Origin of the sequence: Nocardioides ureilyticus (genome assembly GCF_051280745.1) — a bacterium.
In the GTDB taxonomy this organism is placed as follows: Bacteria; Actinomycetota; Actinomycetes; order Propionibacteriales; family Nocardioidaceae; genus Nocardioides.
This window is the reverse complement of the sequence record NZ_JBNCOG010000005.1, coordinates 76902-97318: the sequence shown is the minus strand read 5'-3', so window position 1 is coordinate 97318 and position 20417 is coordinate 76902. Positions and strand designations below refer to the sequence as shown.

Genomic DNA, 20417 nt, shown 5'->3' with positions numbered 1-20417 from the left:
CCGGGCGTCGGGCACGGCCCTGCCGTCCGGGAGGCGGCCCGGGGAAAGCCGCCTATGCCAGCCAACGCGGTCCTGGGGTGGCAGTTACGCGGTTCGACAGACCTGGGCGGCGCGGTCTAGACCTTCGGGGCGGGACGTGGCCGAGGGTCGTGGCCGACGTGGACGAGCCCGGACCCACCGTGGGTGGACCCGGGCGCCTGTGCTCACCGCGTCGTCTGCGATGTCCTGAGACATCACCGGGCGCCTCCGGCAGGATTCGAACCTGCGACACCTGGTACCGGAAACCAGTGCTCTATCCCCTGAGCTACGGAGGCCTGCGCGCGCCCCGATCGCCGGGGAACGCGGTGGAACCGTACCCGGCCCCGGCCGTGCAAGAGAAACCGGTGCCCGCCGATAGTCTTGACCGGTGACTCCTGCGCAGCTCTCCACGACCATCGTCGACGGCCTCTCCGCCCTCGTCGAGCAGGGGGCGCTCACCCTGCCCGACGGTGTCCCGGCGGAGGTCACCGTGGAGCGCCCGCGCCAGAAGGGGCACGGCGACTACGCCACCAACGTCGCGCTGCAGCTGGCCAAGAAGGCCGGGACCAACCCGCGTGCGCTGGGCGAGCTCCTCGCCGCCAGGCTGCGCGAGGCCGACGGCATCGGTGGTGTCGAGGTCGCCGGGCCGGGGTTCCTCAACATCAGCGTCGAGGCGGGCGCGCAGGGCCGGGTGGCGGCCGACGTCGTGGCCGCGGGACCGGCGTACGGCCGCACCGAGACGCTCGCCGGCCAGCGGGTCAACGTCGAGTTCATCTCGGCGAACCCGACCGGGCCGCTCCACCTCGGCCACACCCGGTGGGCCGTGCTCGGCGACGCGATCGGCCGGGTCCTGGCCGCCGCCGGTGCCGAGGTGACGCGCGAGTTCTACATCAACGACCGCGGCGTCCAGATGAACTACTTCGCCGACTCGATCGTCGCCGCTGCCCTTGGTGAGCCCACCCCGGAGAACGGCTACGCCGGCGCCTACATCCAGGACCTCGCCAAGGCGGTCGAGGCGGCCAGCCCCGGCATCTTCGACCTGCCCGCGGACGAGCGGCGGGCGGTGGTGCGGGCCAGGGGCTACGAGATCCAGCTGCGCGAGCAGCAGGCGCAGCTCGAGCGCTTCCGCACGACCTTCGACGTCTGGTTCTCGGAGCTGTCGCTGCACGAGTCCGGCTCGGTGCCGGAGACCCTCGCGCGGCTCAAGGAGCTCGGCCACGTCTACGAGGAGGGGGGCGCGCTGTGGATGCGCACCACCGACTTCGGCGACGACAAGGACCGGGTGCTCATCAAGTCCGACGGTGAGCTGACCTACTTCGCCTCCGACACGGCGTACTACCTCGACAAGCGGGCCCGCGGGTTCGACCGGTGCATCTACCTGCTCGGCGCGGACCACCACGGGTACGTCGGGCGCCTGCGCGCCATGGCGGCCTGTGTCGGCGACGACCCCGACCAGACGCTCGAGATCCTGATCGGCCAGATGGTCAAGATCCTCCGCGACGGGGCGGAGCTGAAGCTGTCGAAGCGGGCGGGGACGCTCGTGACGCTCGGGGAGCTGGCCGACGAGATCGGCGTCGACGCGCTGCGCTACTCCCTGGCGCGGTACCCGGCCGACTCGCCCCTGGTGCTCGACGTCGCGGAGATCACCCGCCAGTCCAACGAGAACCCGGTGTTCACGGTGCAGTACGCCCACGCCCGGGTGGCGAGCCTGCTCCGCAACGCAGGCGACCTGGGAGTGGAGCCGGCTTCCCACCCCGACCTGCTCAGCCACGAGAAGGAGGGCGAGCTGCTCCGTGCCCTCGCGGAGTTCCCGCGGGTGGTGGCGAGCGCGGCGGAGCTGCGCGAGCCGCACCGGGTCGCCCGCTACCTCGAGGCGCTGGCCGGCACCTACCACCGCTTCTACGACAGCTGCCGGGTGCTGCCGATGGGTGAGGAGGAGACGACCGACCTCCACCGCGCCCGCCTCCTGCTCGTCCACGCCACCCGCACGGTCCTCGCCAACGGCCTGGACCTGCTCGGTGTCTCCGCCCCGGAACGGATGTGACCACGGCTCCATGACGCACGAAGCAGGCTGGGCCCACGCGCCCGGCGCCCTCCGCGGCCCGTCCTGGCTGCGCCCGCCCGCCGACGCCAACGAGCTGGTCCCGCTGCTGTGGTCGCGGACCGCGCGCAAGGGCGACGACGGGGTCCTCTCCATCGGCGGCGTGACCCTGCCGGACCTCGTCGCCGAGCACGGCTCGCCGGCGTACGTCCTGGACGAGGCGGACTTCCGGGCCCGCGCCCGCGCCTTCCGTGAGGCGTTCGCCGACTACGACGTCTACTACGCCGGCAAGGCGTTCCTCTGCACCGCCGTCGCCCGCTGGATCGCCGAGGAGGGGCTCAGTCTCGACGTCTGCACCGGCGGGGAGCTGTCGGTCGCGGAGCGGGCCGGCTTCCCCATGGAGCGCGTCGAGTTCCACGGCAACAACAAGTCCCGGGCCGAGCTGCGCCGTGCGGTGCGGCTCGGGGTCGGTCGGGTGATCGTCGACTCCTTCGAGGAGATCGCGCGGCTCGCCGCGATCGCGGCCGACGAGGACGCGCGCGTCTCGGTGATGGTGCGGGTGACCCCCGGGGTCGAGGCGCACACCCACGAGTACATCGCCACGGCGCACGAGGACCAGAAGTTCGGCTTCTCCATCACCGCGGGCGACGCCCTTGAGGCGGTCCGCCGGGTGGAGGCGGCGGAGGAGCTCGACCTGCGCGGGCTGCACTGCCACATCGGCAGCCAGATCTTCGACTCCTCCGGGTTCGAGGTGGCGGCCCGCCGGGTGCTCGCCCTGCACGCGCAGGTGGCGACCGAGCTCGGCGTCGCGATGCCGGAGATGGACCTGGGTGGCGGCTTCGGCATCGCCTACACGACCCAGGACGACCCGGCCGAGCCGGCGCGCCTGGCCCAGGAGATGACCGCGATCGTCGAGCACGAGTGCCGGGCCCTCGGCATCGAGCGGCCGGGGCTGTCGATCGAGCCGGGGCGCGCGATCGCGGGCCCCGCGTCCTGCACGGTCTACGAGGTCGGCACGGTCAAGGACGTCGCCCTCGACGGTGGCGCCAGCCGGACCTACGTCTCCGTCGACGGCGGGATGAGCGACAACATCCGCACCGCCCTGTACGACGCGGACTACTCCTGCACGCTCGCGTCCCGGAGGTCCGAGGCGGCCCCCGTGCTCGGCCGGGTCGTCGGGAAGCACTGCGAGGCCGGCGACGTCGTCGTGAAGGACGAGTTCGTGCCCGGTGACCTGCGCCCGGGCGACCTCGTCGCCGTGCCGGGGACCGGCGCCTACTGCCGGTCGATGGCGTCGAACTACAACCACGTCCTGCGCCCGCCGGTGATCGCGGTGCGGGACGGGAGCGCACGCGTCGTCGTGCGGCGCGAGACTGAGGACGACCTGTTGGCAACTGACGTGGGTGATTTCTGATGGAGGGCGACAAGCAGGCGCACGAGCAGGGGCGCCGTCGGCTCGGGGTGGCCGTGCTCGGCTGCGGGTCGGTGGGCTCGCAGGTCGTGCGGCTCCTGCTCGAGCAGGCCGGGGACCTCGAGGCGCGGATCGGGGCGCCGGTGGAGCTCGCCGGCGTGGCCGTGCGCCGGCTCGACGCGCCGCGTGAGGTCGAGGTGCCCGAGGGGCTGATCACGACCGACGCCGCGGGGCTCGTGGCGCGCGAGGACGTCGACCTGGTGGTCGAGGTGATCGGTGGCATCGAGCCGGCGCGCACGCTGATCCTCAGCGCGCTGGAGCACGGCGCCAGCGTCGTGACGGCCAACAAGGCGCTGCTGGCCGAGGACGGCCCGACGCTGTTCGAGACGGCCGAGAAGGTCGGCCGCGACCTGTACTACGAGGCGTCCGTGGCCGGTGCCATCCCGATCCTGCGGCCGCTGCGCGAGTCGCTGGCAGGTGACCGGGTGACCCGCGTGCTGGGCATCGTGAACGGCACCACCAACTTCATCCTCGACAAGATGGACACCTCCGGTGCCGGCTTCACCGAGGCGCTCGAGGAGGCCCAGGAGCTCGGGTACGCCGAGGCCGACCCGACCGCCGACGTCGAGGGCTTCGACGCCGCCGCGAAGGCCGCGATCCTCGCCTCGCTGGCCTTCCACTCGCGCGTCACCGCCTCCGACGTCCACCGGGAGGGCATCTCCGAGGTCTCGGCCGCCGACGTGCTCTCGGCGAAGGAGATGGGCGCGGTCGTGAAGCTCTTGGCGATCTGCGAGCTGCGGGCCACCGACGGGGGCGAGGAGGCCGTGGCCGTCCGCGTCCACCCGGCGATGATCCCGCGGTCGCACCCGCTCGCGTCGGTCCGCGAGGCCTACAACGCGGTGTTCGTCGAGTCCGAGGCCGCGGGGCAGCTGATGTTCTACGGCCCGGGCGCGGGCGGGTCGCCGACCGCCTCCGCCGTCCTCGGTGACCTGGTGACGGTCGCGCGGAACCTCCTGGCGGGGACCCGCGGCGCCGGCGAGTCGGCGTACGCCGACCGGGCGGTGCTGCCGATGGGGGAGACCCGCACCCGCTACCACGTCGCCATCGACGTCGACGACCGCGCCGGTGTGCTGGCGGCGGTCGCCACGGCGTTCGCCGAGCACGGCGTGTCCATCCAGACCGTGCGCCAGGAGGGTCGCGACGCCGACGCCCAGCTGGTCGTGGTCTCCCACGAGGCGACCGACGCGCAGCTGAGCGCGACGGTCGAGCACCTGCGCGGCATGGACGCCGTGCGCGAGGTCACCTCCGTCATGCGGGTCGAAGGAGAGCAGGAGTGAGCGCACCGGTGAACGCGGCAACCGCCCGGACCAGCCAGTGGCGAGGCGTCATCGAGGAGTACCGCGACCTGCTCGAGATCCCTGAGCGGACGCCCGCGGTCACGCTCCGCGAGGGCGGCACGCCGCTGGTCCACTCCGAGTGGCTCTCGGGGCTGACGGGCGCGGAGGTCTGGCTGAAGGTCGAGGGGAGCAACCCGACCGGCTCCTTCAAGGACCGCGGGATGACCGCCGCCATCTCGGTGGCCAAGGCCGAGGGCGCCGAGGCGGTCGTCTGCGCCTCCACCGGGAACACCTCCGCGTCGATGGCGGCCTACGCCGCGAAGGCCGGCCTCACGCCGCTCGTGCTCGTGCCGGAGGGCAAGATCGCGGCCGGCAAGATGGCGCAGGCCATCCTGCACGGCGCCCAGGTCGTCATGGTCCGCGGCAACTTCGACGACTGCCTGGCCCTCGCCCGGCAGCTGGCGTGGGACTACCCCGTCGCGCTGGTCAACTCGGTCAACCCGGTCCGCCTCCAGGGCCAGAAGACGGCCGCCTTCGAGATCGTCGACTTCCTCGGCGACGCACCGGACTACCACCTGCTCCCCGTGGGCAACGCCGGCAACATCGCGGCGTACTGGCTCGGCTACGGCCAGTACGCCGAGCTCGGGCTGGCCACGAGGACGCCGGTCATGCGGGGCTTCCAGGCGGAGGGTGCCGCGCCGCTGGTGACCGGCGAGCCGTTCCCGGACCCGGAGACCAAGGCGACTGCCATCCGGATCGGCAACCCGGCGTCGTGGAAGCTGGCCGAGGCCGCGCGGAACGAGTCCGGTGGTCGCTTCGCGGCCGTCAGCGACGACCAGATCCTGGCCGCCCAGCGGGAGCTGGCGAGCAACGACGGCGTCTTCGTCGAGCCGGCCTCCGCGGCGGGTGTCGCCGGGCTGCTGCAGGAGCTCGCGGCGGGGGAGTCCTACGCCGGGGCGACGGTGGCGATCACCGTCACCGGGCACGGGCTCAAGGACACCGCGACCGCGCTCGAGGGGTACGTCGCGAGTGGCCGCGACATCGTCGACACCGTCATCGACGCCGACGTGACGGCGGCCGCCCGGGCCGCCGGGCTGGCGTGACGCGCTTCGTCGAGGGCGCCGTCCGGGTGAGCGTCCCGGCCACCTCTGCGAACCTGGGTCCGGGCTTCGACAGCCTCGGGCTGGCGCTCGACCTCCGCGACGAGCTCGAGGGCGAGGTGGTGCCCGAGGGGTTGACGGTGGAGGTGACCGGCGCCGGCGAGGGCAGCGTGCCGCTGGACGAGTCGCACCTCGTGGTGCGGTCGATGCGGGCCGCCTTCGCCGCGATGGACGCCGCACCGCCGGGGATCCGGCTGCGCTGCGCCAACGTCGTGCCGCACGCGCGCGGTCTCGGGTCGTCCTCGGCCGCGATCGTGGGTGGTCTGGTGCTGGCCCGTGCGCTCGTGGCTGGTGGTGCGCTGCTCCTCGAGGACGACGCGCTCTTCCAGCTGGCGGCGGAGATCGAGGGCCACCCGGACAACGTCTCGCCCGCCCTCCTGGGGGGCTTCACCGTCTCCGGCCACGACGACGACGGCTACTGGACGGTCGGGTCCGGGGTCGACCCGCGCATCTCCGTGGTCGCCCTCGTCCCTCCGCAGGGCGTCTCGACCGAGGCGGCGCGCGGGCTGCTGCCGGACGCGGTCCCGCACGCGGACGCGGCCGCCGGTGCAGGACGCACGGCGCTGCTCGTGGCGGCGCTCGCCGGCCGTCCGGAACACCTGCTGCGCGCGACTCGCGACTACCTCCACCAGGAGTACCGGCGCCCGGCCATGCCGGCCTCCCTCGACCTCGTCGACCGGCTGCGGGAGGACGGCGTCCCGGCGATCGTGTCCGGCGCCGGGCCGACGGTGCTCGCCTTCGTCGACCGGCCCGCGACGACCCGACGGCTGCTCGAGCGGTGCCCGCAGGGGTGGGCCGCGCACGCGCTGGCCGTGAGCACCCGCGGCGCCCACGTGCTGGGCTGAGCCTGGCGGCCCTTCGCGGTCCTCCCGCGCCGCCGTCCGGTCCTCCGCCTCGCGACAGCCGGCCGGTGGTACATTGGCGCCGCGCCGAGTCCCGGCGTGGCAGCTGCGACGGCCTGGCTCGTCCGGCACGACCCGGTTGCCCCCACTTCCTCTCGATCCTCGTGGAGTCTCCACGCCTGCGCGTACCCGCCCGAGGGTGGTCGCCAGGAGAGAGGAAGCCCTGACCAGCAGTCGGAGACCGCGACCTGCGGCCCGGCACTGATACTGAAGGACCTCGCGTGACCGAAACGACGGAACCGTCCGCAGCGCCCGAGGCCGGTGGCGCCCCGAAGAAGCGCGGCGGCGGGCTCGGCTCGATGCTCATCGCCGACCTCAGGTCGATGGCGGGGGGCATGGGCATCGCTGGTGCCGGCACGATGAAGAAGGCCCAGCTCGTGGAGGCCATCAAGGCGGCCCAGGGCAGCGGTTCCGGGCAGTCCGGCCAGGGGCAGTCCGGCGCGTCGACGCCCGTCGCGGCACCGGCGGCCGAGCAGGGCGAGAAGCCGAGCCGACGTGGTGCCCGCGGTCGACAGGCGCGCAACGAGGGCGACCAGCCGTCGGCCGAGCAGTCGGGTGGGCAGTCGGGTGGGCAGTCGGGTGAGCAGGCGGCCGAGCAGTCCGCGGACCAGTCGGGTGGTCGGCGCGGCCAGCGTGGCCAGCAGCAGAGGGACGCTCAGCAGCCCGAGCAGGGGAGGTCGGCGGACCCCGAGCCCGACGAGCGCGCCGACCAGCGCCAGCAGCGCGGCGGCGATCAGCAGGACGGCGAGCGGCGCCGCGAGCGGAACCGCGACCGGCAGCAGGACCGGCAGCAGGACCGTCAGCAGGACCGTCAGCAGGACCGGCAGCAGGACCGTCAGCAGGACCGCCAGCAGGACCGCCAGCAGGACCAGCGTGACGACGACGAGGGCGGCGGTCGCAACCGACGTCGACGGGGGCGCGACCGCGAGCGCAACCGGGGCGGTCAGCGCAACGAGCCGGACACCACGATCCTCGAGGACGACGTGCTGGTGCCCGCCGCCGGCATCCTCGACGTCCTGGACAACTACGCGTTCGTGCGGACCAGCGGCTACCTGCCAGGTGCCGACGACGTCTACCTGTCGCTCTCGATGGTCCGGAAGTTCGGCCTCCGCCGCGGTGACGCCGTCGTCGGGCAGGTGCGTCAGCCCCGGGAGGGCGAGCGCAAGGAGAAGTTCAACCCGATGGTCCGGCTCGACAGCGTGAACGGCGCGGAGCCGGACAGCGCACGGAACCGGGTCGAGTTCGCCAAGCTCACCCCGGTCTACCCCACGGAGCGGCTGCGCCTCGAGACCGCGCACGACGACCTGGTCGGCCGGATCATCGACCTGGCTGCGCCGATCGGGAAGGGCCAGCGCGGGCTCATCGTCTCCCCGGCCAAGGCCGGCAAGACGGTGGTGCTCCAGTCGATCGCGAAGTCCATCACGAAGAACAACCCCGAGTGCCACCTGATGGTGGTGCTGGTCGAGGAGCGCCCCGAGGAGGTGACCGACTTCGAGCGGTCGGTCAAGGGGGAGGTCATCTCCTCGACGTTCGACCGTCCGCCGGCCGACCACACGATGGTCGCCGAGCTGGCGATCGAGCGTGCGAAGCGCCTCGTCGAGCTGGGCCACGACGTGGTCGTCCTCCTGGACGGCATCACCAGGCTCGGTCGGGCCTACAACCTCGCGGCGCCGGCCAGCGGCCGCATCCTCTCCGGTGGCGTCGACTCCGCAGCGCTCTACCCACCCAAGCGGTTCTTCGGTGCTGCCCGGAACATCGAGAACGGCGGCTCGCTCACCATCATGGCGACCGCGCTGGTCGAGAGCGGCTCCAAGATGGACGAGGTCATCTTCGAGGAGTTCAAGGGCACGGGGAACATGGAGATCCGCCTGCGGCGAGAGCTCGCGGACAGGCGGCTGTTCCCGGCGATCGACGTCGTCCAGTCGGGCACCCGCCGTGAGGAGCTCCTCCTCGGGGAGGAGGAGATGGCGATCGTCTGGAAGCTGCGCAAGGTCCTCTCCGGCCTCGACGCGCAGCAGGCGATCGAGCTGTTGCTCGGCCGGCTCCGCGGGTCGCAGAGCAACGTGGAGTTCCTGACCAAGGTGCAGCGCTCGACCCCGGCGCTCGACGGCGAGGAGTGAGGGCCGGCGTGCCGCGGACGATCCGCCGACGCGCCCAACGCAGGACCCTCTAGGCTGAGCGCGCAGGTGGCCGCTGGCCTCGGCTGACACGCAGGGACAACCCGAGGAGGGGCACAGGTGGCGCGGATCCTGGTCGCGGACGACGACGTGGACATCCGGGAGCTCGTGGAGTTCAAGCTCTCGACGCTCGGGCACGACATCGTCGCCGTCTCCGACGGAGCGGCCGCTGTCGAGGCCTGCCGAGCCGACCGGCCGGACCTCGCCGTGCTGGACGTGATGATGCCGGGCTTCTCGGGCCTCGACGCGATCCGGGTGATCCGCTCCGAGCCGGCCCTCGCGGACCTGCCGGTCATCCTCCTCACCGCGCGTGCCCAGGAGTCCGACGTCGAGACCGGGTTCGACTCCGGCGCGGACGACTACATCACCAAGCCGTTCAGCCCGCGGGAGCTCGCCTCCCGGGTGGAGGCACTGCTCGCCCGAGCACACTGACGCTCCAGCGCTGACGTGACGCCTCCCGCTCGCGACGCCCCGAGGTCGGCGCCGCCGTCGCCCGGTGGGCGCCCGGTGACCGCGCTGCTCACGCCGGTCGTCGTCCGCATCGGTGTGCTGGTGGTGCTGACGGCGGCGGTCGCGATCGCCGGGACGCTCGGCTCCACCCGAGCCGTCAACCACCTGCTGGAGGAGCTGAACCCCGCGGCGGTGGCCAACCGGAGCGTGCTCCAGGACCTCACCGACGCGGACGTCGCCGTGAGCGCCTACGCCCGCAGCGGCGAGGTCGCGACCGTCGACGGCTACCGCCAGGCCTTGCAACGGGTGCCGGGGCACGGGCAGCCGCTGCGCGAGCTCGCGCGCGGGGACGCCGAGCTGGAGCGGCTGGTCGCGCGGCAGGAGGAGGCTGCTGCCGCCTGGATCGCCCGGTACGCCGCCCCCCGCGTGGCCGCCCCCGGTGGCCCCGGCACGTTCCAACCTGGCCGGTTCCTCCGTGGCCAGCGGCTCTTCGCCGAGGTCCGCGAGGCCCACCGGGCGACCGATGCGTCCCTCGACGGTCACGAGCGCGGGGCGAGGGCCGAGGCGCGGTGGTGGCTGCGGGGGACGATCACCGCGATCGCGCTGCTCGCGCTGGTGGGATGGCTGATGACCCACCATGCCCGGAGGCGGGTCCTGCAGGAGCTCGCCGCTCCCCTCGGGTCGCTCGAGGCGGTCGTGCACCGGATGGCTCGCGGAGAGCACGACGCCCGTGCCGGTGGCCGCGGTCCCCGCGAGGTGCGGGCGGTCGCCGCAGCGTTGAACGAGCTGGCCGACCAGCAGGAGCGAGCGCGGGCGGTCGAGGTGCGCATCCACGACGAGCTGCGGGCCCTCGACACGGCCAAGGACGACTTCGTCTCCAACATCTCCCACGAGCTGCGGACGCCGCTGACGACCATCAGCGGCTACCTCGAGCTGGTCGCCGAGGAGTTCGACGGCCAGATGGCGCCTCGGCACGAGCGGATCCTGGAGGCTACCCGGCGCAACGTCTCGCGGCTCAAGGTGCTCATCGACGACCTGCTGACGCTGTCGCGGGCCGAGAACCGGGCAACGGCCCTGGAGCAGGCCGACCTCACCCAGATCGTGCAGGACGCGGCGACCGACGTCCGGATCACTGCGGCGCGCCGCGGGATCCGGGTGGAGGTGGAGGCCCCGCGGGACCCGCTGTACGTGCTGGCGGACCGCGCGATGCTGAGCCGCGCATTCCTCAACCTGCTGAGCAACGCGGTCAAGTTCAGCCATGACGGCGGCGTGGTCGGGGTGGCCCTCACCCGCGACCTGCAGCGGGTGGAGGTCGCGGTCGTCGACCACGGGATCGGGATCCCGGCCGCCGAGGTCGACCGCCTCGGCACGCGGTTCTTCCGGGCGTCGAACGCGGTGCACCACGAGATCGCGGGCACCGGCCTCGGTGTGCGGATCGTCCAGACGATCGTCCACAAGCACGACGGGGACATGGTGATCGAGTCCGAGGAGGGGGCAGGCACCACGGTCACCGTCGGGCTGCGGCTCCAGGGCGACCCGGGCGGCGAGACCGCGGCCCCACCCGTCCCCGGGGTCGCCGACGCGTCCGGGATCTCGGGCTGAGGAGATCGGCGGGGGCTGCTCCTCCGGGGGGAACAACCACGATTCGTCGGGTGTTCGGACCGGTGGCACAATTCGTTGCTGGTTCCGGTTCACGTCCCGGCCGCAGGGCGCGGCGGACGACCCGGCGACTGAGAGGACACCATGAAGAAGGACATCCACCCCGAGTACGTCGAGACCCAGGTGACCTGCACCTGCGGTGCTCAGTTCACCACTCGCAGCACTGTCACGTCGGGCCAGATCCGCTCGGACGTCTGCTCGCAGTGCCACCCGTTCTACACCGGCAAGCAGAAGATCCTCGACACCGGCGGCCGCGTCGCCCGCTTCGAGGCCCGCTACGCCAAGGCAGCCAAGAAGTAGCTGTCCCCGAGCGCCGGTCCCCGCCACGGGCGGGGACCGGCGCTCGTCATTTGTCACCACCCCCGGTCGCGCAGTGCGCGCTCCGGGAGCCGCCGAGGTCGAGGAGGAGTGCCGGTGTTCGAGGCCGTCGAGGGCATGCTCGCCGAGCACGCCGATCTCGAGCAGCAGCTCGCCGCTCCGGAGACTCACGCCGACGCGCGGCTGGCCAAGCGGCTCAACCAGCGCTACGCCCAGCTCTCCGCCGTCATCGGGGCGTGGCGCGAGTGGCACCGGCTCGAGGAGGACCTCGAGGCAGCGCGCGAGCTGGCGGCCGAGGACCCCACCTTCGCCGAGGAGGTGGAGGCGCTCGTGGTCTGGAGGGCCGAGACGGAGGAGCGGCTGCGCCACCTGCTCGTGCCGCGCGACCCCGCCGACGAGAAGGACGCGATCCTCGAGCTGAAGTCGGGGGAGGGCGGCGAGGAGTCGGCCCTCTTCGCGGGCGACCTCCTGCGGATGTACACCCGGTACGCCGAGACCCGCGGTTGGCGCGTCGAGGTGCTCGACGCCGCCGAGTCCGACCTGGGTGGCTACAAGTCGGTGACGGTGGCCGTCAAGGCGAAGGGCACCCCCGAGCCGGGCGAGGCGCCGTACGCGCTGCTGAAGTTCGAGGGCGGCGTGCACCGCGTGCAGCGGGTGCCGGTGACCGAGTCCCAGGGACGGGTGCACACCAGCGCCGCAGGAGTCCTGGTGCTGCCCGAGGCGGAGCAGGTCGACGTCACCGTCGACGAGAACGACCTGCGCATCGACGTCTTCCGCTCCAGCGGGCCGGGCGGCCAGAGCGTCAACACCACCGACTCGGCCGTGCGGATCACCCACGTGCCCACCGGGATCGTCGTCTCCTGCCAGAACGAGAAGAGCCAGCTGCAGAACAAGGAGCAGGCGCTGCGGATCCTCCGCGCCAGGCTGCTCGCCGCGGCGCAGGAGTCCGCCGCTGCGGAGGCGAGCGACGCCCGGCGCAGCCAGGTCCGCACCGTCGACCGCTCCGAGCGGATCCGGACCTACAACTACCCCGAGAACCGGATCTCCGACCACCGCACCGGCTACAAGGCCTACAACCTCGACCAGGTCCTCGACGGCGACCTCCAGCCGGTGCTCGCCTCCTGCGTCGCAGCCGACCTCGCCGGCCGCCTCGAGGCGCTGGAGCAGTGACCGCGCGGCGCCCGCTGCTGGCCGACGCCACGGGCCGGCTGCGGGCCGCGGGCGTGGCCAGCCCCGAGCACGACGCCGCCGAGCTGCTGGCCCACGTGCTGGGGACCGATCGCTCCCGGCTGGTCCTCCTCGACGAGGTCGACGACGCCGCCGCCGAGCGGTACGCCGGGCTGGTCGCCCGCCGTGCGGCGCGGGAGCCGCTGCAGCACCTCACCGGCCGGGCGTGGTTCCGCCACGTCGAGCTGGCGGTCGGGCCCGGTGTCTTCGTGCCGCGACCGGAGACCGAGCTGCTCGCCGGGTGGGCGGTGGACCAGGCGGCGCCGCTGGCCGCGCCGGTCGTCGTGGACCTCGGCACCGGGTCGGGCGCCATCGCGAAGGCGCTGGCCGACGAGGTCCCGCAGGCCACCGTGCACGCGGTCGAGCTCGACCCGGACGCGCACCGGTGGGCGGCGCGGAACCTGGCCGGCACCGGCGTCGACCTGCGCGAGGGAGACCTCGCCTCGGCGTTCGAGGACCTCGCCGGCACGGTCGACGTGGTCACCTGCAACCCGCCGTACGTGCCGCTCGAGGCGTGGGAGTCGGTCGCGGTCGAGGCGCGTGACCACGATCCCCACCTCGCGCTCTTCTCGGGCGCCGACGGTCTCGACGCCATGCGGGTCCTCGAGCGCCGGGCCGCGCTGCTGCTGCGGCCCGGGGGAGTGGTCGCCGCGGAGCACGCGGAGGTGCAGGCGGAGTCGGCTCCCGCGGTCTTCGCCGCGACCGGTCGGTGGACCGAGGTGCGCGACCACCGGGACCTGGCAGGTCGCCCGCGCTTCGTGACGGCGCGACTGGCAAGATGAGCCCGTGACCGAGCGCTACGCCACCGACACCGAGGAGGCCCGCGAGGCTGCCGTGGAGGCCGCGACCGTGGCCGTCCAGCGCGGCGAGCTGGTCGTGCTGCCGACCGACACCGTCTACGGCATCGCGGCCGACGCCTTCGACCCGGCCGCTGTGCGCGACCTGCTCGCGGCGAAGGGCCGGGGCCGGGACATGCCGCCGCCCGTGCTGGTCAGCTCCGCCACCACGCTCGACGCCCTCGCGGTCCGGGTGCCCGGCTACGCCCGGGCTCTCGTCGAGCGGTTCTGGCCGGGTCCGCTCACCGTGGTCTGCCACCAGCAGAGCTCGCTGCAGTGGGACCTCGGGGACACCCGGGGGACCGTCGCGGTGCGGATGCCCGACCACCCCCTCGCGCTGGAGGTGCTCGAGCGGACCGGTCCGCTGGCCGTCTCCTCGGCCAACCTCAGCGGCCTGCCGGCGGCGACGGACGCCGACCAGGCCGAGGAGATGCTCGGCGACGAGGTAGCGGTGATCATCGACGGCGGTCCCGTCGGGTCGGGCGGCGAGGCCTCCACGATCGTCGACGTCACCGGTGACCAGGGGCGCGTGCTGCGCCGCGGAGCCCTCTCGCTCGAGGCGCTCAACGAGGTGCTCGAGCCGCTCGGCGCCACGCTGACGGACGAGGGCCGGGCGAGCACCTAGTGCGGGAGTACCTCCTCGTCTTCCTCGTCGCGGCGACCGTCACCTACCTCCTGACGGTGGTGGCCCGGGAGATCGCGGTGCGGACCGGGGCGGTGGCCGCCGTCCGGGACCGAGACGTGCACGACGAGCCGATCCCGTACCTCGGCGGGCTCGCCATGCTCGGCGGCCTGGTCGCGGCGTACCTCGTCGCGCGGGAGCTGCCGTTCCTGTCGCTGAGCAGCCCGTTCGTCTTCCGCGACGCCGGCATCGTGCTCATCGCGGGGGCGATGATCTGCGCGGTCGGCGTCCTGGACGACATCTTCGAGATCGACGCGCTCACCAAGCTGGGCGGCCAGGTCCTGGCCGCGGGCTTCCTCGTCGCGTTCGGCATCCAGTACATCTACTTCCCCCTCACCAACGGCGAGACCTTCGCGCTCGACCCGGTCCAGGGCCCGCTCCTCACCGGCTTCGTCGTCGTCGCGACCGTCAACGCGGTCAACTTCGTCGACGGGCTCGACGGCCTGGCGGCTGGGGTGGTCGGCATCGGCGCCGTGGCCTTCTTCGTCTTCTGCTACGAGCTCACCCGCCTCAACGACGCCTCGCGGGCGACGACCGCGGCCCTGCTGAGCGTCGCGCTCGCCGGGGCGTGCCTGGGCTTCCTGGTCCACAACTTCCACCCCGCCCGCCTCTTCATGGGCGACTCCGGGTCGATGCTGATCGGCCTGGTGCTCTCGGCCAGTGCCGTCACGCTGACCGGCCAGTTCTCCGGCACCGAGCTCGCCCAGGGCGGCTCGGGCTCGCAGGCGAGCCTGCTGCCGACCCTGTTGCCCGTGCTGCTGCCGATCTCCATCCTGCTGGTGCCGCTGCTGGACCTGGTGCTCGCGGTCGTACGCCGCACCCGCGCCGGCCGGTCCCCGTTCGCGCCCGACAAGCAGCACCTCCACCACCGACTCCTGGAGATCGGCCACTCGCAGCGGCGCGCGGTCGTGATCATGTGGCTGTGGGCGGCCCTCATCGCCTTCGCCACGGTGCTGGCGAGCCTCTACACCGGGCTCTGGGTGTGGGTCGGTGTCGGCCTCCTGGCCGTGGTGACGGTGGTCCTCACGTTCGTGCTGCCGGTGCTCCACGGGTCCCGCCTGCTCGGCGCCGCCGACGGTCCGGCAGCCGAGGCTCCGGGCGGGCCGGGGACCGCACGGTGAGCCGTCCGGCCACTTTGTGATAACTTTCACGAGCGGCCCGCCGGGCCGCTGACGACCGCGACCATCCCTCCCCAGAAACGGCCGCCACATGGAGACCGCAAGCGCGCGCGAGACCGGCGCACCCCGCCGCAGCAGCGGCGCGGGCGTGCTCGCCGGTGCCGCCGTGGGGAGCCTGGCGCTCGGCCTCGCCGTCGCGGCCACGGGTGCGCTGCTCGACGGTGAGCGGGCGGCGTACGGCGCCCTGGTCGGGAGCGTGCTGGCGGTCGTCGTGTTCGCGTTCGGCGCCTTCACCGTCAACGTCGTCGCGGGCCTGATGCCCTCGGCCTCGCTGGCGGTGGCGCTGCTGACCTACACGCTGCAGCTCCTGGTCGTCGTGGTCGTCCTGGTGGGGCTCGAGCGCTCCCCGGCGGCGGGGGAGGAGCTCGCCGACGGCTGGCTGACGGGAGGCCTCGTGGCCACCGTCCTGGCGTGGCTGGTGGTGCAGGTGGTGCTCGCCGCCCGCGCCCGGATCCCGCTCTACGACCTGCCCCGCACGCCCGCCCGGGCCGGTGGTGAATCGTGAGCCGGCATCCTGCTAGGGTCCGGACCGCAATGAGTCAGCAGGGGCCGCCGGCAGCTCCGGAGGAGTCGTCTCCTCAGGGCGATCCGTGGCGGGCCTTCAGCTACCTCGTGGGGGGCGTGCTGCTGTACGGCGCGCTCGGCTGGCTCGCCGACCAGTGGCTCGAGACCTCGTTCCTCGTGATGGTCGGCATCCTCCTCGGGGCCGGGCTCGGAGTGTTCATGGTGTTCAAGACTTTCGGAGTCGCCTCCGACCAGTCCCGAGGAGAGCAGTGACGCACACGACGAAGGAGACAAGGCGTTGATCGACCTCGCCCACGTCCTGAAGCCCCTGGCGGCGGACGGTCACGGCTTCACCCCGCCGGGCCCGGCCGACTTCGACCTGCCGCCGATCTTCGGTGAGGTCACCAAGCCGATGGTGATGGTGGCCCTGTCGGTCGTGCTGATCTTCGGGCTCTTCTACGCGATGTCGCGCAAGGCGGCGGTCGTCCCCGGCCGGCTGCAGTTCGCCGGCGAGTTCGTCTACGGCGGCGTGCGCAACTCCATCGCCCGGGACTCCATCGGGTCCGAGCACTTCATGAAGTTCGTGCCGTACCTCTTCGCGCTGTTCACCTTCGTGCTGGTGAACAACTACTTCGGCATGATCCCGTTGGTCCAGTTCCCGACGTTCAGCCACTCGGGCTACGCCTACGGGCTGGCGATCCTCTCGTGGCTGCTCTACAACGGCGTCGGCATCAAGCGGCACGGCTTCTTCGGCTACCTCAAGCACGTCTCGGTCCCGGCGGGCGTCAGCGGCGTGATGCTGGTGCTGATCGTCCCGCTCGAGATCCTCTCCAACATCGTCGTCCGCCCGGTCACGCTGGCGCTGCGTCTCTTCGCGAACATGTTCGCAGGCCACCTGCTGCTGATCCTCTTCGCGCTGGGCGGGGAGTACCTCCTGGTCGAGGCCGACAAGACGTTCATGAACATCATCGGCGGCATCGGCGCGCTCCTGATGTTCTTCCTCGTCAGCGCCCTCGAGCTCCTGGTGATGTTCCTCCAGGCCTACGTCTTCACCCTCCTCACCGCGATGTACGTCGCCGGTGCGGTCTCCGAGGAGCACTGAGCCTCGGACCGCCACGCGCCTCCGGCTCGCGGCGGACCCCACAACTGCATAGCCAACTGCATAGCCCCGTTGAAGGACTCGACACCTGACGCGACCAGCGCGTCTCGACGAAAGGAAAGCCGTGGAAGGCTCTCTGAACATGCTCGGCTACGGCGTCGCGACGATCGGCCCGGCCATCGCCGTGGGTCTGATCTTCGCCGCCTACATCAACGGCGTCGCCCGCCAGCCCGAGGCGCAGTCGCGCCTGCAGTCGATCGCGATCCTCGGCTTCGCGCTCGCCGAGGCGCTGGCGATCATCGGCATCGCGCTCGCCTTCGCCATCTGACCTCGTTCACTCCGAAGCACAGACCTCAACGAGGTGAGACATGACTGACTCCATCCGGGCGGCGGAGGAACTGAACCCGCTGATCCCGCACCTCTCGGAGATCATCCTGGGTGCGGTCTGGTTCCTCATCCTGCTCGTCCTCATCTGGAAGTTCGTGGTACCGAACTTTGAGAAGGCCTACGCCGAGCGCACCCAGGCGATCGAGGGCGGGCTGGCCGCGGCCGAGACCAAGCAGGCCGAGGCCGACGCCAAGCTCGCCGAGCTCGAGCAGCGGCTCGCCGACGCCCGGCACGAGGCCGCCCGCATCCGCGAGGAGGCGCGCGAGCAGGGTGCCGGCATCGTCGCCGAGATGCGCGAGCAGGCACAGGCCGAGGCGTCGCGGATCGTGGAGCACGGCAAGACGCAGATCGAGGCCGAGCGCCAGCAGGCGGTCACCTCGCTGCGGGCGGAGGTCGGCGCCCTGGCGACGACGCTCGCCAGCCGGATCGTCGGCGAGTCCCTCGAGGACGACGACCGCCAGCGTCGCGTGGTCGACCGGTTCCTGGCCGACCTCGAGTCGGGCACGGCGGGCCAGAACTGATGGGGGCCGACTCATGACCTCGTCGTTCCGTGGCGCGTCGGCGGACAGCGTGGCAGGCCTCGTCGAGGAGCTGCCGCAGGTCGTGCCGTCCGCGGACTCCGCGAGCACGGTGGCCGACGAGCTGTTCTCCGTCTCGCAGACGGTCCGCGCCGAGGGCTCGTTGCGGCGCTTCGCCACCGACGTGTCCGTCCCGGCCGAGGCCAAGGCCGGCCTGGTCCGGCAGGTCTTCGGTGGGAAGGTCTCCGAGGCGACGCTCACGCTGGTCGCCTCGGCGGTCGGTCGCCGGTGGACCGCGGGCCGCGACCTGGCCGACGCGCTCGAGCACCTCGGGGTCGTCTCCGCGGTGCGGGCGGCCGACGACCAGGCTGCTCGGCTCTCCGACGAGCTGTTCGCCTTCAGCCAGACGGTCAAGGACAACCCGGCGCTCCGGGACGCCCTGTCGGACCCGGCCCGTACGCTGGAGGACAAGGCCGGGTTGGTGCGGTCGCTGCTGGAGGGCAAGGCCCACCCGGCGACGGTCGTGCTGGCCATCCAGTCGCTGGCCGGCACCCACCGCACGGTGGGCGTCGCGCTCGCGGAGTACCAGAAGGTCGCCGCCGAGGCGCACGGGCGGGGCGTGGCCACCGTTCGGGTGGCTCGCGAGCTGTCCGACGACGAGCGCGGGCGACTCGCCGGTGCCCTGTCGCGCCAGTACGGACGGCCCGTGCACCTCAACCTGCTGGTGGAGCCCGCGCTCCTCGGCGGGATGCGGGTCGAGATCGGTGACGACGTCATCGACGGCACCGTGTCCGGCCGGCTCGACGACGCCCGTCGTCGGCTCGCCGGCTGATCCACCCCCTCGCACTCACGTAGAGACCCAAGGAAGAAGGAACCGAGATGACGGAGCTCTCCATCCGTCCGGAGGAGATCCGCGACGCGCTCCAGAAGTACGTCGCCGACTACCAGCCCGAGGCTGCGAGCCGCGAAGAGGTGGGCACGGTCGCGTCCGCCGGTGACGGCATCGCCCGCGTCTCCGGACTGCCGTCGGCGATGGCCAACGAGCTGCTCGAGTTCGAGGACGGCACGCTGGGCATCGCCCTGAACCTCGACACCCGCGAGATCGGCGTCGTCATCCTCGGTGACTTCGACAAGATCGAGGAGGGCCAGACCGTCCGCCGGACGGGCGAGATCCTCTCGGTCCCCGTCGGGGACGGCTACCTCGGCCGCGTCGTCGACCCGCTGGGCAACCCGATCGACGGCCTCGGCGAGGTCGAGTCCGTCGGCCGCCGTGCGCTGGAGCTCCAGGCTCCGACGGTGATGCAGCGCAAGTCGGTGCACGAGCCGCTCGCCACCGGCATCAAGGCGATCGACGCCATGACGCCGATCGGCCGCGGCCAGCGCCAGCTGATCATCGGCGACCGCGCGACCGGCAAGACGACGATCGCGATCGACACGATCATCAACCAGAAGCAGAACTGGGAGTCGGGCGACCCGACGAAGCAGGTCCGCTGCATCTACGTCGCCATCGGCCAGAAGGGGTCGACGATCGCCTCGGTGCGCGGCGCCCTCGAGGAGGCCGGCGCGCTCGAGTACACCACCATCGTCGCCTCGCCGGCGTCGGACAGCGCGGGCTTCAAGTACCTCGCCCCCTACACCGGCTCGGCCATCGGCCAGCACTGGATGTACGACGGCAAGCACGTCCTGATCGTCTTCGACGACCTGACCAAGCAGGCCGAGGCCTACCGCGCCGTGTCGCTGCTGCTGCGCCGCCCGCCGGGCCGCGAGGCGTACCCCGGTGACGTGTTCTACCTGCACAGCCGGCTGCTCGAGCGCTGCGCGAAGCTCTCCGACGACCTCGGCGCGGGCTCGATGACCGGCCTGCCGATCATCGAGACCAAGGCCAACGACGTCTCGGCGTTCATCCCGACCAACGTCATCTCCATCACCGACGGCCAGATCTTCCTGCAGTCGGACCTGTTCGCCTCCAACCAGCGCCCGGCCATCGACGTCGGTGTGTCGGTCTCGCGCGTGGGTGGCTCGGCGATGACCAAGGCGATGAAGGCCGTCACCGGCTCGCTCAAGGTCGACCTGGCGCAGTTCCGTGCCATGGAGGCGTTCGCGATGTTCGCCTCCGACCTCGACGCGGCCTCGCGCCAGCAGCTCGACCGCGGCCAGCGGCTGATGGCCCTGCTCAAGCAGCCCGCCTACAACCCCTACCCGCTCGAGGACATGACCGTCGCCCTCTGGCTCGGCACCACCGGTCGTCTCGACCGGGTGCCGGTCGGCGACGTCATCCGCTTCGAGCAGGAGTTCCTCGACTACCTGCGCCGCTCGCACGACGGCATCCTCGCCGCCATCCGCGAGACCCGGAAGTTCGAGGACGAGGCCGGTCTCGAGAGCGCCTACAACTCCTTCCTCGACCAGTTCGAGACCTCCGAGGGCGGCTCGCTCAAGGCCGGCCGCGAGGCGCCCGCCGAGGCGCTCGAGGACGAGGACCAGGAGCAGATCGTCAAGCAGAAGCGGGGCTGAGG

General features: G+C 72.4%; 20 protein-coding genes and 1 tRNA gene. 20 read left to right on the top strand and 1 reads right to left on the bottom strand.

Annotated features, from left to right (window positions below):
• Nucleotides 1-241 precede the first annotated feature (241 nt).
• Nucleotides 242-314 (bottom strand) — tRNA-Arg (locus ACSMHG_RS04410).
• Nucleotides 315-406: 92 nt separating this feature from the next.
• Here ACSMHG_RS04410 and argS point away from each other — a divergent pair.
• The 20 genes from argS (at nt 407) to atpA (ending at nt 20415) form a co-directional block, all read left to right on the top strand.
• Complete coding sequence (gene argS, locus ACSMHG_RS04405; protein ID WP_435742198.1) at nt 407-2062, top strand: arginine--tRNA ligase; 1656 nt, start codon at nt 407-409, stop codon at nt 2060-2062.
• Nucleotides 2063-2072: 10 nt separating this feature from the next.
• Nucleotides 2073-3473 carry a diaminopimelate decarboxylase gene (gene lysA / locus ACSMHG_RS04400; RefSeq protein WP_435742197.1) on the top strand — a complete coding sequence of 467 codons (1401 nt, stop codon included), beginning with the start codon at nt 2073-2075 and terminating at the stop codon, nt 3471-3473.
• A complete protein-coding gene (locus tag ACSMHG_RS04395; RefSeq protein WP_435742196.1) occupies nt 3473-4807 on the top strand; it encodes a homoserine dehydrogenase in 1335 nt (444 codons plus the stop codon). Before lysA ends, ACSMHG_RS04395 begins: the two co-directional genes overlap by 1 nt.
• The gene (gene thrC / locus ACSMHG_RS04390; protein ID WP_435742195.1) at nt 4804-5910 is read left to right on the top strand and encodes a threonine synthase; all 1107 of its coding nucleotides are present in this window, start codon (nt 4804-4806) and stop codon (nt 5908-5910) included. Before ACSMHG_RS04395 ends, thrC begins: the two co-directional genes overlap by 4 nt.
• Nucleotides 5907-6812 (top strand): homoserine kinase, encoded by a 906-nt coding sequence (gene thrB / locus ACSMHG_RS04385; protein WP_435742194.1) that lies wholly within the window; start codon nt 5907-5909, stop codon nt 6810-6812. The genes thrC and thrB overlap by 4 nt, the downstream gene beginning before the upstream one ends.
• A 278-nt stretch (nt 6813-7090) precedes the next feature.
• Entirely contained in the window at nt 7091-8989 is a 1899-nt protein-coding gene (gene rho / locus ACSMHG_RS04380; protein ID WP_435742192.1) for a transcription termination factor Rho, read from the top strand.
• Nucleotides 8990-9106: 117 nt separating this feature from the next.
• Nucleotides 9107-9478 carry a response regulator transcription factor gene (locus ACSMHG_RS04375; protein WP_435742191.1) on the top strand — a complete coding sequence of 124 codons (372 nt, stop codon included), beginning with the start codon at nt 9107-9109 and terminating at the stop codon, nt 9476-9478.
• Between the two features lie 75 nt (nt 9479-9553).
• Nucleotides 9554-11098 (top strand): sensor histidine kinase, encoded by a 1545-nt coding sequence (locus ACSMHG_RS04370; RefSeq protein WP_435742189.1) that lies wholly within the window; start codon nt 9554-9556, stop codon nt 11096-11098.
• Between the two features lie 141 nt (nt 11099-11239).
• Nucleotides 11240-11455 (top strand): 50S ribosomal protein L31, encoded by a 216-nt coding sequence (rpmE, locus tag ACSMHG_RS04365; RefSeq protein WP_435742188.1) that lies wholly within the window; start codon nt 11240-11242, stop codon nt 11453-11455.
• 114 nt (nt 11456-11569) lie between these two features.
• Nucleotides 11570-12643, top strand: coding sequence for a peptide chain release factor 1 (gene prfA / locus ACSMHG_RS04360; protein ID WP_435742187.1), 1074 nt, complete (start codon nt 11570-11572; stop codon nt 12641-12643).
• Nucleotides 12640-13482: a peptide chain release factor N(5)-glutamine methyltransferase gene (gene prmC, locus ACSMHG_RS04355; RefSeq protein ID WP_435742186.1), complete on the top strand. Its 843-nt coding sequence runs from the start codon at nt 12640-12642 to the stop codon at nt 13480-13482. Before prfA ends, prmC begins: the two co-directional genes overlap by 4 nt.
• A gap of 4 nt (nt 13483-13486) precedes the next feature.
• Nucleotides 13487-14161 carry an L-threonylcarbamoyladenylate synthase gene (locus ACSMHG_RS04350; protein WP_435742185.1) on the top strand — a complete coding sequence of 225 codons (675 nt, stop codon included), beginning with the start codon at nt 13487-13489 and terminating at the stop codon, nt 14159-14161.
• Complete coding sequence (locus tag ACSMHG_RS04345; protein WP_435742184.1) at nt 14161-15339, top strand: glycosyltransferase family 4 protein; 1179 nt, start codon at nt 14161-14163, stop codon at nt 15337-15339. Before ACSMHG_RS04350 ends, ACSMHG_RS04345 begins: the two co-directional genes overlap by 1 nt.
• Nucleotides 15340-15427: 88 nt before the next feature.
• On the top strand, nt 15428-15901 hold the full coding sequence (locus ACSMHG_RS04340) for a hypothetical protein (protein WP_435742183.1): 474 nt from the start codon (nt 15428-15430) through the stop codon (nt 15899-15901).
• A 29-nt stretch (nt 15902-15930) separates the two neighbouring features.
• Nucleotides 15931-16173 carry an AtpZ/AtpI family protein gene (locus tag ACSMHG_RS04335; RefSeq protein ID WP_435742182.1) on the top strand — a complete coding sequence of 81 codons (243 nt, stop codon included), beginning with the start codon at nt 15931-15933 and terminating at the stop codon, nt 16171-16173.
• 25 nt (nt 16174-16198) lie between these two features.
• On the top strand, nt 16199-17002 hold the full coding sequence (gene atpB / locus ACSMHG_RS04330; protein WP_435742181.1) for a F0F1 ATP synthase subunit A: 804 nt from the start codon (nt 16199-16201) through the stop codon (nt 17000-17002).
• Nucleotides 17003-17123: 121 nt separating this feature from the next.
• Nucleotides 17124-17327 (top strand): F0F1 ATP synthase subunit C, encoded by a 204-nt coding sequence (locus ACSMHG_RS04325; protein ID WP_435742179.1) that lies wholly within the window; start codon nt 17124-17126, stop codon nt 17325-17327.
• A 40-nt stretch (nt 17328-17367) separates the two neighbouring features.
• The gene (locus tag ACSMHG_RS04320) at nt 17368-17907 is read left to right on the top strand and encodes a F0F1 ATP synthase subunit B (RefSeq protein WP_435742177.1); all 540 of its coding nucleotides are present in this window, start codon (nt 17368-17370) and stop codon (nt 17905-17907) included.
• Between the two features lie 13 nt (nt 17908-17920).
• On the top strand, nt 17921-18736 hold the full coding sequence (locus ACSMHG_RS04315; protein WP_435742176.1) for a F0F1 ATP synthase subunit delta: 816 nt from the start codon (nt 17921-17923) through the stop codon (nt 18734-18736).
• A gap of 47 nt (nt 18737-18783) precedes the next feature.
• Nucleotides 18784-20415: a F0F1 ATP synthase subunit alpha gene (gene atpA / locus ACSMHG_RS04310; protein WP_435742175.1), complete on the top strand. Its 1632-nt coding sequence runs from the start codon at nt 18784-18786 to the stop codon at nt 20413-20415.
• The last annotated feature ends 2 nt before the right edge of the window (nt 20416-20417 follow it).